The organism is Arthrobacter sp. SD76 (genome assembly GCF_049726125.1).
Lineage (GTDB): Bacteria > Actinomycetota > Actinomycetes > Actinomycetales > Micrococcaceae > Arthrobacter > Arthrobacter nitrophenolicus.
In genome coordinates, this window is sequence record NZ_JBNBLR010000002.1 from 214,100 (window position 1) to 228,701 (window position 14,602).

At 62.3% G+C, this 14,602-nt stretch carries 14 protein-coding genes and 1 pseudogene; 3 read left to right on the forward strand and 12 right to left on the reverse strand.

Annotation, left to right across the window (positions count from 1 at the left end; translation table 11 throughout):
- Positions 1–9: 9 nt before the first annotated feature.
- The 9 genes and pseudogenes from ACPEE0_RS22795 to ACPEE0_RS22835 form a co-directional block, all read right to left on the reverse strand.
- Positions 10–258 (reverse strand): hypothetical protein, encoded by a 249-nt coding sequence (locus tag ACPEE0_RS22795; protein ID WP_424575532.1) that lies wholly within the window; start codon positions 256–258, stop codon positions 10–12.
- A gap of 20 nt (positions 259–278) precedes the next feature.
- On the reverse strand, positions 279–881 hold the full coding sequence (locus ACPEE0_RS22800; protein WP_424575533.1) for a BadF/BadG/BcrA/BcrD ATPase family protein: 603 nt from the start codon (positions 879–881) through the stop codon (positions 279–281).
- A 68-nt stretch (positions 882–949) separates the two neighbouring features.
- Positions 950–1,947 (reverse strand): annotated as a pseudogene (locus tag ACPEE0_RS22805) (glycoside hydrolase family 113).
- Positions 1,944–2,471, reverse strand: coding sequence for a hypothetical protein (locus ACPEE0_RS22810; RefSeq protein WP_424575534.1), 528 nt, complete (start codon positions 2,469–2,471; stop codon positions 1,944–1,946). The pseudogene ACPEE0_RS22805 and the gene ACPEE0_RS22810 overlap by 4 nt, the downstream one beginning before the upstream one ends.
- Before the next feature lie 400 nt (positions 2,472–2,871).
- Positions 2,872–3,378: a hypothetical protein gene (locus tag ACPEE0_RS22815; RefSeq protein WP_424575535.1), complete on the reverse strand. Its 507-nt coding sequence runs from the start codon at positions 3,376–3,378 to the stop codon at positions 2,872–2,874.
- Positions 3,379–3,428: 50 nt separating this feature from the next.
- Positions 3,429–4,544 carry a glycosyl hydrolase 2 galactose-binding domain-containing protein gene (locus tag ACPEE0_RS22820; RefSeq protein WP_424575536.1) on the reverse strand — a complete coding sequence of 372 codons (1,116 nt, stop codon included), beginning with the start codon at positions 4,542–4,544 and terminating at the stop codon, positions 3,429–3,431.
- Positions 4,541–5,410: a carbohydrate ABC transporter permease gene (locus ACPEE0_RS22825; protein WP_424575537.1), complete on the reverse strand. Its 870-nt coding sequence runs from the start codon at positions 5,408–5,410 to the stop codon at positions 4,541–4,543. The genes ACPEE0_RS22820 and ACPEE0_RS22825 overlap by 4 nt, the downstream gene beginning before the upstream one ends.
- On the reverse strand, positions 5,407–5,823 hold the full coding sequence (locus ACPEE0_RS22830) for a carbohydrate ABC transporter permease (RefSeq protein WP_424575538.1): 417 nt from the start codon (positions 5,821–5,823) through the stop codon (positions 5,407–5,409). The genes ACPEE0_RS22825 and ACPEE0_RS22830 overlap by 4 nt, the downstream gene beginning before the upstream one ends.
- A 556-nt stretch (positions 5,824–6,379) precedes the next feature.
- A complete protein-coding gene (locus ACPEE0_RS22835; RefSeq protein ID WP_424575539.1) occupies positions 6,380–7,630 on the reverse strand; it encodes an ABC transporter substrate-binding protein in 1,251 nt (416 codons plus the stop codon).
- Positions 7,631–8,008: 378 nt separating this feature from the next.
- Between ACPEE0_RS22835 and ACPEE0_RS22840 the strand changes: the two genes are divergently transcribed.
- From ACPEE0_RS22840 to ACPEE0_RS22850, 3 genes are read left to right on the forward strand one after another with little or no spacing between them, the layout of a single operon-like run.
- Positions 8,009–9,037 carry a LacI family DNA-binding transcriptional regulator gene (locus ACPEE0_RS22840; RefSeq protein WP_424575540.1) on the forward strand — a complete coding sequence of 343 codons (1,029 nt, stop codon included), beginning with the start codon at positions 8,009–8,011 and terminating at the stop codon, positions 9,035–9,037.
- Positions 9,038–9,043: 6 nt separating this feature from the next.
- A complete protein-coding gene (locus tag ACPEE0_RS22845) occupies positions 9,044–10,090 on the forward strand; it encodes a LacI family DNA-binding transcriptional regulator (RefSeq protein WP_424575541.1) in 1,047 nt (348 codons plus the stop codon).
- A 44-nt stretch (positions 10,091–10,134) separates the two neighbouring features.
- Positions 10,135–10,815, forward strand: coding sequence for an MFS transporter (locus ACPEE0_RS22850; protein ID WP_424575542.1), 681 nt, complete (start codon positions 10,135–10,137; stop codon positions 10,813–10,815).
- Between the two features lie 138 nt (positions 10,816–10,953).
- Here the strand turns inward: ACPEE0_RS22850 and ACPEE0_RS22855 are convergent, their stop codons facing one another.
- The 3 genes from ACPEE0_RS22855 to ACPEE0_RS22865 are packed head-to-tail and all read right to left on the reverse strand — an operon-like array spanning position 10,954 to position 14,451.
- Positions 10,954–11,271, reverse strand: coding sequence for a hypothetical protein (locus tag ACPEE0_RS22855; protein WP_424575543.1), 318 nt, complete (start codon positions 11,269–11,271; stop codon positions 10,954–10,956).
- The gene (locus ACPEE0_RS22860) at positions 11,246–13,621 is read right to left on the reverse strand and encodes a DEAD/DEAH box helicase (RefSeq protein WP_424575544.1); all 2,376 of its coding nucleotides are present in this window, start codon (positions 13,619–13,621) and stop codon (positions 11,246–11,248) included. The genes ACPEE0_RS22855 and ACPEE0_RS22860 overlap by 26 nt, the downstream gene beginning before the upstream one ends.
- Positions 13,618–14,451 carry a HamA C-terminal domain-containing protein gene (locus ACPEE0_RS22865; RefSeq protein ID WP_424575545.1) on the reverse strand — a complete coding sequence of 278 codons (834 nt, stop codon included), beginning with the start codon at positions 14,449–14,451 and terminating at the stop codon, positions 13,618–13,620. Before ACPEE0_RS22865 ends, ACPEE0_RS22860 begins: the two co-directional genes overlap by 4 nt.
- Positions 14,452–14,602 lie beyond the last annotated feature (151 nt).

The following is a 14,602-nucleotide window of genomic DNA, read 5'->3' on the forward strand; positions in this document are numbered from 1 at the left end:
GGATGGTCCTTATCGTGCGAGAAGGGGTGAAGCGGCGGTGGCCCGCGCCAAGTGGGGTGACAGGGCGCTTTGTGCGGTGACGTTCAAAAGTGTCTCCGCGCCGTCGAGCGGATCGCCGCGGCCGATGGCAACATCGGCCCGAGGTAGGGCAGCGATAACCGCATCAATGAACTCGGCGGCGAGGATTGACGAGCCGAACACACCGCCCACGCCCCGGATCAGGGGAGCGGGCTGGCCGGCCTCCCCCACTCGGGTCAAGCTGGTGACTGCGGAGTGCGCTAGTTCATGAGCAGCCGCGCGCAGGATAGCGTCGGCCACCGCGTCGCCAGACTCAGCTGCCTCGGCGACGACGCCCGCGTAACCGGCCACCCGCCGCACCCGGTCGGGATCCGCCTGGAGCAGGATGCATGCCCCTCGAGGTCGGGGAACTCGGCGCGCACTGCCTCGGAGAGGATGGTCGAGGGGCCGCGTCCATCGTGGTCCCGGAGCGCTGCCTCGAACGCGGCGCGCCCGATCCAGTACCCGCTGCCGGCGTCGGAAATGATGTTGCCCCACCCGTCAACACGGGCCACCTCCCTCGCGCCGACGGCGAGCGTGACCACCCCGGTTCCTGCAGCCACCACGGAACCGCGGTGGTCGCCGAGGGCACCCAAGAATGCGGTGATCGAGTCGTGGGCCAGCGTGACCGAACTTGCACCCAGCTCGGCGGCCGCGAGCATGAGCTTTCGCGCAGCGTCGTCCGCGTCTCCGGTGAGGCCAGAAACGCCGAGCCCTATCTGCGTGGCCTGCACGCCGCGTCCGACGGCGGAGTGCAGAACGGCTACAAGCTGGGGGAGGACGGGCAAACTGGTGCGCAGGCCGGGGTCTTTCCACTCCGTCATGCCGCTGGGGCTGCGATGACGGACCTTGATTCCGGTCTGTCCCGCGTCGATCGCGAGGATCCCGGCGCTCACAGGCGGGCCTCGCCGGGGACCGGCTGGCCCGCCTGCGCGCGCCAACCCGTGTACTGGTCGGCTAGGAACTCGGCGGCCGGTTTGCCGTATGGGCAGTAATCGTCGTTGCGCGCCGCCTCAGAAGGGAGGTACAGGTTCGCAGGCCAGTCCCACAGCATGAGTCCCTGGACCCACGGCCGGTTGCGGGCCTTGGCAAACATGGTTTCGTAGTAGCGCAGCTGTTCGGCGCCGGATGGGGCACCGTCCAGATTCCAGTCGTTCGGCAAGTCCGGAGACCCTTCACGGGACGGGCACCCGGCTTCCATGAAGAAGAACGGCTTGCCTTCCCGGACCACTACGGACTCGATCCGGTCCAACTGCTCGTCCCATGCGCCAATGGGGTAGTAGCCACTGGACGAGATGACGTCGACGGCGTCCCACCACGTCACGCGATCCTCCTGGTACTGTCGCAGTTGTACGTAAGCAGGCCCGAATACACGTCGCGGACGTCCGCGATGAGTCGACGCCAGTGGGCTTCCTGCCCGTCCGCGCGGACCATCTCGCAGCCGATGCACAGCATCTCGCACCCCTCCACCTCTGCGATCCGGGCCGCGTGCAGTATGAACATTCGGTATGAGTCGAACCACTCCGTCCAGGACGGCTCGTTCGGCACGTCCCAATCGAAGAAGCCGATGTGGGCACGCCAGGTGCCGTCCGCCACGTTGACTACGGGCTTGAGGCACACCTTCAGGCCCAGCGACTTGGCCTCGCGAATGGCCCAGACGATCTCCGGGTCCGTGACGGTGGGAGCCTCGCCGAACGGGATGTCGGTGGAGAATGGCGTGGCCTGCTCCGTAGCGTAGGCTAGCGCGGTCCAGGTCACGGCCGTCTCCGTCATGAGGCGCATGGACTCCGCGGCGGCGGGCGTGTCCCACGTCCCGCGGGTGCCCACCCAGCCCCATGTCATGCCGCAAACAGGGCCGCCAGGCAGCGGTACGGGCACCGGAGCGCTCATCGGGAAACCAGCTGATTGCCGGAACGGGCGACCTCGGGGGCCAGGACGGCCGCTGGGGTGAGCACCGCTCCGTCCACTCCGCTGATACGGAACGTGTGCGACTCGCCCGGGAACAGGGTCACGAGGCCAGAGTCCACGGCCGCGGCAGGGTCGAGCGCGTCCACGAGCAGCGTCAAGTCCCGCACGAGGGTGCCCGCCGTGACCCTCACCTCGGCGCTGGTCCCATCGTTGTCTGCTGACGCCGGAACCACCTGGGCGGTCAGTTTGGCCGCCGGGAGGGCTGAGTCGCGCGGCTCGGCAAACCACCAGAGCCCCCGCGCGGTGCGCCCGGTGGCGTTGTTCCCCGCCGCATCGTCGAGCACATCCGCGACCAAGACCTCACGGTCGCCATTACCCGCCGCGGCAAGGTCCGCCGGGACGGGGACGCGCAGCGTCCCCACGCGGGGACCGAGACTTTGGCGTCGTGTCTCGCGATCTCCGCGCCATCGAATCCGCGCCGGGTCAATGTCACGGTGGCGACCCACGGCGCGCCGGAATCATTGGACAGGACGGTGACCAGTAATGCGTCCTTCGGCGATGAACCGCGCGCAGGCTGCACCGTCACGGCTCGGGCTGCGAACGCGTTCTTGAGGGCGAAGTACAGCGGTTTTTCGCGGCCATCCCCGTCGATCGCGGCCCACGAGGTGACAGGCCAGCAGTCGTTGATTTGCCAAACCACGGCGCCCGAGGTGATAGGTGCGGAGCCACGGAACCGACTCGAGGGCAACGCCCACCGCGTTCGCCTGTTAAGCTGCCATCGCCCAGTGCCAGTCCCGCATGGAATCGGGCACGCGGTAGTGCGTCACGAGCCCCGTGACGAGCTTGACGTTGCCCTCCGCGGCCTTCTGATGCACTTGCATGCCGGGCGACTCCGGCGTGAGCGGATCATCCGTGATGGAGCGGGTCATCGTGGTCCACGTTGGCGGGCCCTGCCAGCCAAACTCGGCTACAAACCGGGGCGTCTGGTCCCGATAAGTCGGGGTAGTCCTGGCGGTTCCACTGCTCCCACAGGTGCATAGTGCCGTGCTTCTCCTCGTTGGGGTGCTCACCCCCAGGGCTAAAAGGGCTTCCGGGCGTGTACGGAACATGCGGAGCTAGCTCAGAGACAAGGCGTGGAAGCAGCTTGTAGTAGTACTCCGAGCCCCATGTGCGGCCATCCAGGCGTCGCTGCCAGTCCCAGTCCTCGAAGCCCCAAAGATTCTCGTTGTTGCCGTTGAGCAGGCATAAAGACGCGTGATGGGCCATGCGCACGATGTTGTCCCGAGCCTCGGCCTCGACCTCGGAGCGCAGGGGCTCCTCTTCGGGGTAGGCGGCGCACGCGAAGAGGAAGTCCTGCCAGACGAGCAGGCCCAGTTCGTCGCACGCGTCGTAGAAGTCGTCAGACTCGTACATCCCACCGCCCCACACCCGGACCAGGTTGAGATTCGCGTCCCTCGTTTGGGTCAGGCGGCGAAAGTAGCGGCTGCGGTCCACTCGCGGGAAGAATGCGTCGTCAGGGATCCAGTTGACGCCTTTGACAAAGATCTTCCGGCCGTTGAGGACGAGCTGGAACGGGTTCCGTGTTCGTCCTTGGCCGTGTCCCATTCGAGGGTGCGGAAACCGACTCGGCGGGTGGCCGAATCCAGGGGCTCGCCGATGCCCTCGTGCTCACCGGGCACAGCCAGGGTGATAGTGGCAGCATAGAGTGGCTGATCGCCGTGGCCGGCAGGCCACCAGAGCTCGACGGCCGGCAACTTTACCGTCGCGGTGGCCCGGCTCGCGCCGGGATCGACCACGACGCGCGCCTCGACGCCGGCGACCTCGATAATCAGTTCGAGCGGTGAGGGCGCATCCCGGGCGTGCTCTACTTCCACCTCGGCGGTGACCGTTCCACCATTGCCGGCGGCGTCCGGGGCCGCCTGTACACGGACCTCCGAGAGGCGCGCCATCGACCAGGTCTCGAGGCGCACAGCGCGCCAGATTCCGCTCGTAGCGGTTGCGATGCCCCAGTCCCAGCCGAAGCTGCATGCGGACTTGCGGATCGCTTCGTACGGGTCCGGGTAGGGGCGGGGGCGGGCACCGAGCAGCAGGCTCTGCGCGTTGGCGTATTTCACTGGACTGCGGAACGCGACCGTGAGCGTGTGCTCCCCGGCGGCTAGGCGGTCGGTGACGTCGAAGCGGTAGGTACGATGCTGGTTGGCGACCTCGCCGAGCGGCTCGCCGTCGAACGAGATTGAAGCGACTGTATCCAGACCGTCGAAGATGAGTTCATGGCGCTGGCCCGGGGCGAGGTGATCGGCGTCTACGGTAAACGTGGTTTGGTACGTCCAGTCCGTCTGACCGATCCAATTCAACAGCGCTTCGTTGTCGTCGACGTACGGGTCCGGGATGAGGGCGGCGCGCAGGAGATCAAGATGGACGACGCCGGGCACTTCGGCCGGGATCGTCTCGTTTAGGATGTGGGACGGCACCGGACCGGCGGTTGCCCGGACGGTCCAGCCTGTGTGAAGGTCGCGGCGGGTCAGGCCGGCACGGCGGGCGGCAATGACGGCAGTGGATTCGGGGCGGGGTGGGGTCACTTGACGGCTCCTGCAACAAGGCCCTTGTAGATCCACTTCTGCAGGAGCAGGAAGGCCACGAGGGACGGGACGATGACGAGGACGGTCCCGGCGGCGATTACCTGCCATTGGGTGTTCGTGGCGCTCTTGAAGTTGAAAAGCGTTGTGGAAACCAGGCCCTCGGACGGGAGATAGAGAAACGGAGTGTAAAAATCGTTATAGATTCCGATCCCCTTGATGATCAGTACGGTCGCGATCGCTGGACGGAGCAACGGCAGAATAATTCGCCAATAGATGGTCCAGCGGTTCGCACCATCCAGCATCGCCGCCTCGTCGAGGGAGACGGGGATGGACTGAAGAAACTGGATGAACATGTAAATCGCGATGATGTCAGTGCCCATGAACAGCAGGATCACGGCGCCTTTGGTGTCGAACAGACCCATACCGTTGACCAATTGGAACGTTGCCACCTGGCTTGTAACAGACGGGATGAGCGTTGCGATCATGAATAAGCCCAATACGAGCCCTTTTCCGCGGAACTGGAAGCGGTCCAGCGCGTAGGCGGCCATCGAGCCGATAAACACAGTACCGGCGAGAGAGACTGTGAGGACGATGAGGGTGTTGACGAACCCAGCGAGCATGTTGCCTTGCGTGAATGCCTTGACGAAGTTGTCCAGGTTGGCCCAGTCCACCGGCGGAGTGAGTGCGCCACTCTTGGCGTACTCAGACTCGCTCTTGAAACTGGCGAACAGCACGGCCACCATGGGCAACAGAGTGCAGCAGGCGGCGATGAGCAGGGACGTGTACTTGGCTGTACCGGCCGTTGCCGTGCCGAGTACGAATGGCTTTCTGCGGGATGGGCGGGCGTCATTTGCGTAGGTGCTCATACCAGGTCCACCTTCTCGTCGGGGAACAGTTTGCGCTGGACCCAGGTCACCAGCAAGACGATGACCAGCAGCACCACAGCCATGGCTGAGGCCAGGCCGACGTGGCCATACACGAATGCCTCCTGGATGGTCTTTACTACAAACGTGGCCGTGCCGTTTGCGCCGCCCGTCATGATGAACGGCGTTTCGAACGCGCTCAGGCAGCCAGCGACTGCGAGTATCATGCTCAGGCCCACCACACGCCGGATGCCCGGGAAGATGATGGACCAGAACTGCTGCCACTTGCTTGCGCCGTCAATGTCCGCCGCCTCGTAGAGTTCGCTGGGAATGGACTGAATTGCCCCCAGGAACAGGACGAAGTTGAGACCCGTGTATCGCCATACTGAGGTGGCGGCGAGGGACCAGTTGGCCACAGACGGATCGCCGAGCCATTGCGGCGTGTTGCTGAGGCCGAACAGGACAGGACGATGTCCAGTGAGCCCGCTGGCTGAAACACGTACTGGAACATGAACGCGATCGCCACGCCATTGATCAGGTACGGGAAGAACAGAACACCGCGGAACAGGTTTGAGAACCGTGTGCTGAAGCTGAGGATCGTCGCGAAGTACAGGGCAATGGCCATCTGCACGAACGTCGCCGCGAAATAGTAGAGGCTTACGACAAAGACCTGGAAGATTCCGGGATCAGTGAAGACCTCAACGAAGTTATCCAGACCCGTGAACCTTTTGGTCGTGTCGACGCCATCCCAGTCGGTAACGCTGTAGTAAACCAGGTTCAGGGCTGGCCAGTAGGTAAGGAGCAGCAGCAGGCCTACCGCGAGCGCCAGGAAGAGCCACGGGGTGAGGCCCTTCATGATCTTTTGCGCCGCAGGAGGTGCGGGGCGCCGTGTGCCGCGCCGCCCCGCATCCTGCTGCACCTCCAAAGTGGGGTGCGTGAGTGCCATTGGGTATCTCCTGGCTCTGTGGGTGGCTACTTCGACTGCTTATCCACAGCGGCGCCCCATTGGGCGTTCAGCTGTGCGAAGTAGCTGTCCTTGCTGCCGTCGGCCGCGCCGCGTGCGATGTCTACCAGCTTCTGGCGATAGACCGGGCCGTAGAGGTCGATCTTTGCGTCATTGGCTGTGTCGGTAAGGAGGCTCTCCTTGCCCTGGGGAAACGGGTCCATCTCGATGAGTGTGACGTTGTTGTCGCTGAGATCCTTGAGGTTTGCCGGGAGCGGCTTGTCCTTGAGGTTGCTGACCATGCCCTGCGAGTCGGTGTAGCCGGACTCTTCGGTGAACCACTTGATCCATGCGAATGCAGCCGCCTTGTTCTTCGAGTGCTTGCTTACGCCGTAGGCGTAGTCTGCGCCGGAGACCGCGTACTGTTTCCCGTTCACCGTGGCCGGCCAGGCCATGTAACCGATATCGCTCGGCGAGGTGCCGACTTTTTGTGCTGCCGCCTGGAGCTGAGAGATAGCCCACGAGCCGAGGACCATTGAGGCAATGTTGCCGGACGCGAGGTCTACCTTGGACTTCTCCCAATCGGTGCTGAGCGGGTCGGACTCGGTGAGGCCTTCGTGCACGGTGTCAAAGAGGAGCGAGTCGATGGCGTAAACGTCGGTGCCGGTAGTCCACGGGGCCTTGTTTGTGGCCATGTCCAGCGTCGCCGTGGTGCTTCCCGTGATGGCGCCGACGCTGCCGAAGCCTTGCGTAAGCGGCCAGCCGCCCTTGTAGTTCGTGTACAGCGGGACGGCCTGTGTGCTTGCTTTGATCTTCTTCAGGGCCTCGAGCCACTCCTCCTCACTCTTTGGCAGCGATGTGATACCTGCCTGGGACCAGACCTTCTTGTTGTAGACGATCCCGTTGGCGTTGCCGCCGGACGCGATGCCGTAGGTGGTGCCATCGAACTCACCGGTGGTCGCATACCGGTACTTGTCTTTGAAGCTGTCGGAGGAACCGAGGGGTTCGAAGAACTGAGCGTACTGGCTGGGCTTCACTGCCGCAGGGATGGCCAGTACGTCGCCGTAGCTGTTGCCGCTGAGCCTCGTCTTGACTGAGTTCTCGTACTCTGCGATGGCTTGAAAAGTTACTTTCACGTCGGGGTACTTCTTATTGAACTCGGCCGCGTACTTGTCGAACGTGCCATCCGAGGCGAGGTCCGTGCGTTGGGTGAGGACGGTGATCTCACCCTTGGGGCCCCGTTGATCGAGTTGTCCGCGCTGGATGAACCTCCACCGCACGCGCTCAGTGCCAGCGTCAAGGCGGCGGCGGCGCCGGTGACGCTGGCGGCCATCTTGCGAAATGCCATAACTACTCCTTTGTATTGACCCACCTCGCGGGCCTGCCTGTCCCTGCGGGTGACGCGGCCTGAATGGCCGACATTGAATGACAGCGTAGGACATAGGTCACACCTTGTAAAGCGCTTAAGCTAAAGTATGTCCAAGGATGTCCAGCACCCCAGTAGCGCTTGCGGGCCGCGGAATTCCAGCGGTGCGCCTTTAGTCACGTCAAGGCAGGAGTACGATGTCCCCCAGTTGTCCATCGTCGAACGCGAAGAAACACAATACAGAGCCACGACCTTAATAGGCGCAGGATTAACCCAACGGAGGGAAACCCGGATGACCAGGGAGAAGCGAGTCACCATCACGGACATTGCAGAACGTTCCGGCGTGTCTATCGCTGCGGTCTCCTTTGCGCTCAACAGGCGAAAAGGCGTCTCTGCGACTACCCGTGAAAAGGTGCTGGCCGTCGCCGAGGAGCTCGGCTGGGCGCCGACCACAGCGGCCCGTTCCCTAGCCGAGGCACGGACCGAGACGTTCGGCCTTATTCTGGCCCGGGCTCCCGAGACTCTCGGTATCGAGTCCTTCTACATGCGTTTCCTGGCAGGACTCGAAGCAGAACTGGCCAAACGCTCCTATGGGCTTCTCCTGCAGGTAGCACCGAACCGTCAAGCGGAGCTGGACACCCTCATCAAATGGCGTAACGCACGCCGCGTAGACGGTGTCCTCGTGGTCGATGTCGGCGTGGATGATCCGCGCATCGAGTTGCTGACCCGACCGGGCGCGCTTCCCGCCGTCGTGGTCGGGCACCCCAGCGTAGCCGGCGGCCTCACGAGCGTCTGGACGGATGACGCCATGTCGATGCGAGAGATGCTTCGGCACCTCGCCGCCCTGGGCCATCGCCGGATCGCCCGGATCGCCGGACTTGAGCACTTCGCACATACACGCATCCGCGACGCCGCGTTCCGCGAGGAGGCACGCCGGCTCGGAGTCGAGCCCGTGCTCGTCCATTCCGATTACACCCTCGCCTCTGGCACCCAGGCCACGCGGGATGTGCTCTCGACGATGGAGCAGACCACCGCCCTTACCTACGACAACGACGTCATGGCCGTGGCCGGCTTGGGCGTCGTTATGGAGTTGGGTCTGCGAGTGCCCCAAGACGTCTCAATCGTTGCATGGGACGACTCAGTGCTGTGCAGCCACACATACCCGCCCCTGACCGCCCTGAGTCACGACGTCATCGCCACGGGCGCACATGTCGCCCGGCGCCTCTTCGATGTGCTCGACGGAGCTGCTCCCGCTGCGTTCCCCGACTCCACGGCTGCGCTGATTGCCCGCGGATCCACCGGCCCCGCCCGGAAGGACTGACTGACCATGACCTCGATCACACAAGCCCGCGCCACACTCGAGGACGTGGCCCGCCTCGCAGGCGTTAGCTCCAAGACTGTCTCCCGTGTCTACGACGGTTCCGCCACAGTGTCCCCCGCTACGAAGGACCGCGTGCTCTCGGCTGCGAAACGGCTGCGGTACCGGCCCAATACCCTGGCGAGGAACCTGCGGCGCGGCGGGGTCTCCAGCGCGGTCGCATTCGTGATCGGGGACATCCTCAACCCGTTCTACTTCCAAGTCGCCGCCGGGATCGAGCGTGAACTCGCCGAACACGGGCTCACCCTTCTGCTCGCAACCACCGACGATGCGCCAGACAGCGAGTCCGTAGTGATCGACGCACTTATCTCCCAACGCATCCGCGCACTTCTGGTTATCCCCATTGCAGAAGATCAGGGCTACCTTGAAGGCGAGCGGCAACTGGGCATGCCAGTCGTAGCCGTGGACCGCCCGGCACGGAACCTCCTGGCCGACTCTGCCGTCCTCGCCAACCGCACGGGCATGGCGGAGGCCGTCCGATCGCTCACCGCACTGGGCCACCGGCGGATCGGCTTTGTCTCGAACCCGTCCCAGATGTACACACTTACAGAGCGTCTGGCCGGGTACCGCGAAGCACTCGCTGAAGTGGGAGTAACAGACACGTCCCGCTACGAGCGCCTCGGCAACGACCCTGCGGCGGGGATCGAGTCCGGCGTGCAATCGCTCTTGGACATGGAGGAACCTCCCACCGCGGTCGTCGCGGGCAACAACCGCGCCACGAAGGCGGCATTGCGCGTACTTCGTGACCGCCCGGAGCGTATCGCGCTCATAGGCTTCGATGACTTCGAGCTCGCGGATATGCTTGGGGTCTCTGTAGTAGCGCACGACGCGGGCGAGTTGGGGCGCGCGGCAGCGCGACTTGTCATTGAGCGCCTTAACGACCCCACCGGGTTCACACGGCAGGTCGAGATCCCCACGAGACTCGTGCAGCGGGGGTCGGGTGAGATTCCGCCGTCGGGAGTGCCGACCACGGCGAAATCGCGTCCAGAGAGTTAGAAACGGTTGAAGCGTCTGAGCTAGAAGAGTGGAAACGAACCACCATGGAATCGCAGTCCGGCCACCGAGAGATCACCGAGAGCCGACTCGACACCCGCGCGGGTCAGGGACGCGCTCCGAGCTCCGGCCTGTGGCGGTCACTGGTGGTGAGCGGTGCCGTGATGGTGACGGTGGACCTGATGTACGCCTTCGTTCCCGTGTGGGGGACGGAGCAGGGCATCGGCGCTGCAGTGGTGGGCTTGCTGCTGGCACTGCGGGCCGCCGTCTCAGTCGTCAGCAGGCTGGGACTGACCCGACTGATCAGGCGCTTCGGACGGAAAGCCATGCTAATCGTGTCCATCGCGGCGGCAGTCCTTTCCCTCGCGGCACTGCCGCTGGTGGGAGTCTACGGTGCCATCGCCGTCATGGTCGGACTCGGGCTTGGTCTCGGCATTCCACAACCACTCACCATGGCCTGGGTGGTCTCACTATCTGCTGCGTCCAGCCACGGGGCGGTGCTGGGCTTACGCATGACGGTGAATCGCCTCTGGCGCCCAGATCACGCTGCCCATCGCCGTTGGATCCCTAGCGGCTCCACTGGGTTCTTGGGAATTTTCTGGGCCAACGCCGCACTCCTCACCGGAACCCTCGCCATTATTGTTCCGACGCAGGAGGAAAGACGGCTCCCGACACTAGCCACTGACGGGCTTTTGCCACTGAACGATCACCAGGCAAAACGCCGATAATGGCTATACTGTAAAGCTGCAGAATAGGAGAGCGTACCGGCCATAAGCTCCTGCGACCATCGCACTATGTGAGAAAGTGTTCCCGGCCTTCCGCCACCGCAGGCCTGAGACGGTGACGATGACGGTGCCGAGAAGCGTTTATCTCGCGGCACGTTCAGTCTGGACCTTCACCATGATGTTCTCGACCTCGGCGCGAGCCTCGTCCGACAGCGTGGTGCTTGCCAGCACCGCTTCATGATCAAGCTCTTCCAGCTCGTCTGCGTCAGAGAATCGCAGTGATTCTGCGTGATCTGTCAGAAGCTCCGTCGCTACAGCTCGACCGAAGCCCACCTCCTGTAATTGGATCGCGCGCTGGTCAGTTGTGCCGTACTCGACTAACGTCGCTACGTTGATCCCTGACGCTTCTCTTCCCAACGCCATCACACTGACGTCAATGAAGTTCTGCAGGTAACCCATGATGCGGAACCGTAGGCCCCCCCTCGATGTCTCTGAGAGTCCATTCAATAATCAGGTTGATGTGCTTCGCAGAATGCCTGTCGAAAGGCTCGGTGACCAGGCTCTCCTCACGGGAGTAGTCACGGTATGTGATCCAACCACGTTGGCTGTAGTAGGCAACCGAACTGGAGATAACACGGCTGATTGGGTCGCCTCGGACCCAGCCGCGCATGAGGAGTGCCCAGTAATAAAGACGGCGGTCCCACCCATCGGCATCGGCTCTCTTCGGCATAAGTGGGTCTGTCCCAGAGACCTCGGTCGTTCTCCAGTCATACAAAGTGCTGAGGCGCCTGAGAACGCTGAGGAATGTTTGGACATCGGTCAGATTTGCCTGATCGGCAACCAGGGGCGCAGCGGACCCGGTGGTGAGTTCGCTCCAGACAAGGTCCTGGTATTTGGGGAGGATGTTCGGTGAGCGTCGCAGTACGTCCGTTGGCACGGCAACTGAAGAGGCTGCCTTCTTCAGCAACTCGCGGCCGTCTTTGACCTTATCGAGGAAGTAGCTGCGGAGCGGTGTCTGCTGGTTGTCGAGCTGGTGGAGCGTAAGGATCGACGCGTACTGCTCAACACTTCGCTGCTGGTCAGCCGACGTTGCCGTCGGCAGGCTCTCACCGCGGAGGATCCGCGCTATGTCGGTGTACTCTTTCTTTCGGTTGTTCGCTGGCCTGACCAGAAAGCTCTCTGCTCGTCCAGGCTCTGATCGAGGAATCAGGGCGCGCGTCGTTTCTGCCCATCGGTTGGCTTCCTCGCGCACGCAGACAACGTTGCCGGAGAAGTCGTACGTGAGACGGCCTGCGCGTCCGGCCAAATTCTCGAAATCGATCTTTGTAAATACGCTGTTTCCGTGCTTGTCGTTAAGGACGAAGATGTTCTTCGCGGGCAGATTAACGCCCTCCAAAAGCGTCGAGGTGCACACTACGAACTGGACAGCCGAGTCGGGATCAGCGAATGCCTGCTCGACTCGTTCGCGCACCTCTTGCGGCATCTTGCCGTGATGGAAGGCAACGCCACGACGCAGCGTGTTCGCCAGGAAGTAGTCCTTGTGAACATACTCGCGAACATGTTTGACCAGTTCCTCAATCTTCTCGTCCGCGATTTCACTCCGACGCTCCGCGAGTCGGAGGGCAAACTCTGCCGACTTCAAGGACCCATTGATGTAGATGATTGCTTTGCGATCACCGCTGAGTGAGAGGATTAGGTCCACCACGCCCCTCTGACCCGGCCCGGCGTCGATCTCTCGCGGCTGCGCGTCCTGTCCGGAGAAGTAGTACTGCTTTCCCGCGACCAGATCAACGAAATAGCGATGCTGCGCGACTGTTCGCTCCCGAACGGTAAAGGCTCCATTAGCCGCCTTACCGAACAGTTCCAAGAAGAGCTCGGGGTTTTCGATGCTAGGTGAGGCGAACACAAGTTTCGTGGCGAACCGGCGAGTCACCTCGACGATCGAGTGGTAGTAGAGCGAGCTTCTCGCATCATTTTTAGCGATGACCTTCTGCGCCTCGTCAACCACGAGGTAGTCGATCTCGCGCACAGGGTTAGCCAGATAGCGAAGCAGCCGTTCCGGCGTCAGCACAAAGATGGTTCGTGGGTACTTTTGGCGTAGCAACTTGGGAAGCGAGGGGTAGGTTGCCACGTTCACTTCCGGCACTTCCGCCAGAAGTTTCCGAAGATCAGCCGCTGTCTGCCCGATGAGTGCCTTGGTAGGAACAAGCACGACGACACAGTGGTCGTTGAGATCGTCACGACGAACGATGTCATAAAGAGCATCCTTGATGATGAAGGATTTACCGAGCGACGTTGGTCCCGAAAAGCTGAAGTAGTCTTCGCCGCGCATCTTCTCCGTAATGGCGTACTGCGTGTCGGTGAGTATCGCGTCTCCCTTGCTGGTGCGCTGGAGCACCTCCTTCGCGATGCGCAAGGTGCCCCGCGAGAGCGGCAGCGCGAAGCGGCTACCCACACCCTTCTGAAGGGTACGGATCCCCGGGAAATTGCCGAGCTGCACGAGGACCGCCTCGGCAACGGCGAGCAGTCGGTCGCTCAGCTCCTGGTCGAAGCCTGTGGAGGTGTCATACTCTCGAAGCAGAGCAATCGTTGTGTAGGCGAGCTCTCGGTGACGAGGGTCGCTCGCGTGCGACAGCACGTCCGCGTAGCGAAGCAGGTGCTTCGCCTCGACCGGATCAACTGCTTGGGTTATCTGCCCTGAAAGGAATGACTCGGCGACAGCACGTTCAAGGTTTTCGTACGCGGTCTGGAAGTCCTCGCGCTCAACAATGATCTCGCTCAGTAAGTCAGCGGCGGTACGCGAGGTCACTTCTTTTTCTTCTCCTTTGGTGGGCGTAGGTTCTTACCACTTAGCTCAGAAGCGAGATCGATGCGGATGTCCTCGATTCCTCGCACACTGCCATTTACGTTTCGCTTCAGGAAAGGGACTGCATAGATGTGGAACTGGAATCCGCCAAGTCCGCGGTTCTGGATCTCGGTCTTGATGGTTTCAACTTCGGCGGTTATCGCCGACAGCGCGAGCTCACGTAAATGATTCTCGATCTCTGGCGCCGTGTGATCGGCGAACGGGAAGGTCGTCACGTCGAGCTCGAAGCCGATGAATACTCCGAAAGCGTTTGACTTCGTAATCGCTGGCGTCCCTGTTGCGGGTGGCAAAAGAATCGAAGCGAGGAGTCCAACCTTTTCTTCGTTGAGGCTCTCCTTTAAGAGCTCGGACTCCACCAGCCAGGTGTCGAAATCGAAGTCATCTTCCTGAACCTTGCCCATTGACTCGAAGGCAGCCTTCACACCACGGCTGGCACTCGATCCGATCTTGCGAGCGGTATCCCCATACATCTTCGATTCGCCAAATATCAGCTGGTAGTCACCTTGCGATACCTCAAGCAGGTGTACGCCATCGGTGCCGTGAACGTAGTGCTCCGAAGATGTTTTGAGTTCCATTTTCGAGAGGATTTTGGGCGCGCCCAGATGTCCTTCGAGAAAGGAGTAGAGAAGGAGTTCGCCACCCTCACCCGCGTTAGGGTCAGGGGTTTTGAATTGCGTCTGTGTTTTCCTCCAGAACTCGCCCATGCGGCTTGGATCGCTCAGCACCTTCGCCAGATTCTGGCGGGAGAGCACGTAACTGATGCTATTGTTCACCAACTCTTTAAAAGAGGCTTTACAGCGAAATCGCCGCCATCGACACGAAGCACGTGAAGGTGCATGATCGTTTTCTGATGGATGTCGAAGCGCTCCGGCTCATAGAAGAGTGCCAGGAATCGATCGCGATTCATCAGTGAGAGTGGCAGAA

Excerpts from the sequence above, each read along its gene's own strand:
- ACPEE0_RS22850 (WP_424575542.1), top strand. The coding sequence starts at position 10,135 with ATGGAATCGCAGTCCGGCCACCGAGAGATCACCGAGAGCCGACTCGAC.
- ACPEE0_RS22845 (WP_424575541.1), top strand. The coding sequence starts at position 9,044 with ATGACCTCGATCACACAAGCCCGCGCCACACTCGAGGACGTGGCCCGC.
- ACPEE0_RS22855 (WP_424575543.1), bottom strand. The coding sequence starts at position 11,271 with ATGGGTTACCTGCAGAACTTCATTGACGTCAGTGTGATGGCGTTGGGA.
- ACPEE0_RS22825 (WP_424575537.1), bottom strand. The coding sequence starts at position 5,410 with ATGAGCACCTACGCAAATGACGCCCGCCCATCCCGCAGAAAGCCATTC.
- ACPEE0_RS22840 (WP_424575540.1), top strand. The coding sequence starts at position 8,009 with ATGACCAGGGAGAAGCGAGTCACCATCACGGACATTGCAGAACGTTCC.
- ACPEE0_RS22815 (WP_424575535.1), bottom strand. The coding sequence starts at position 3,378 with ATGTACGAGTCTGACGACTTCTACGACGCGTGCGACGAACTGGGCCTG.
- ACPEE0_RS22800 (WP_424575533.1), bottom strand. The coding sequence starts at position 881 with ATGACGGAGTGGAAAGACCCCGGCCTGCGCACCAGTTTGCCCGTCCTC.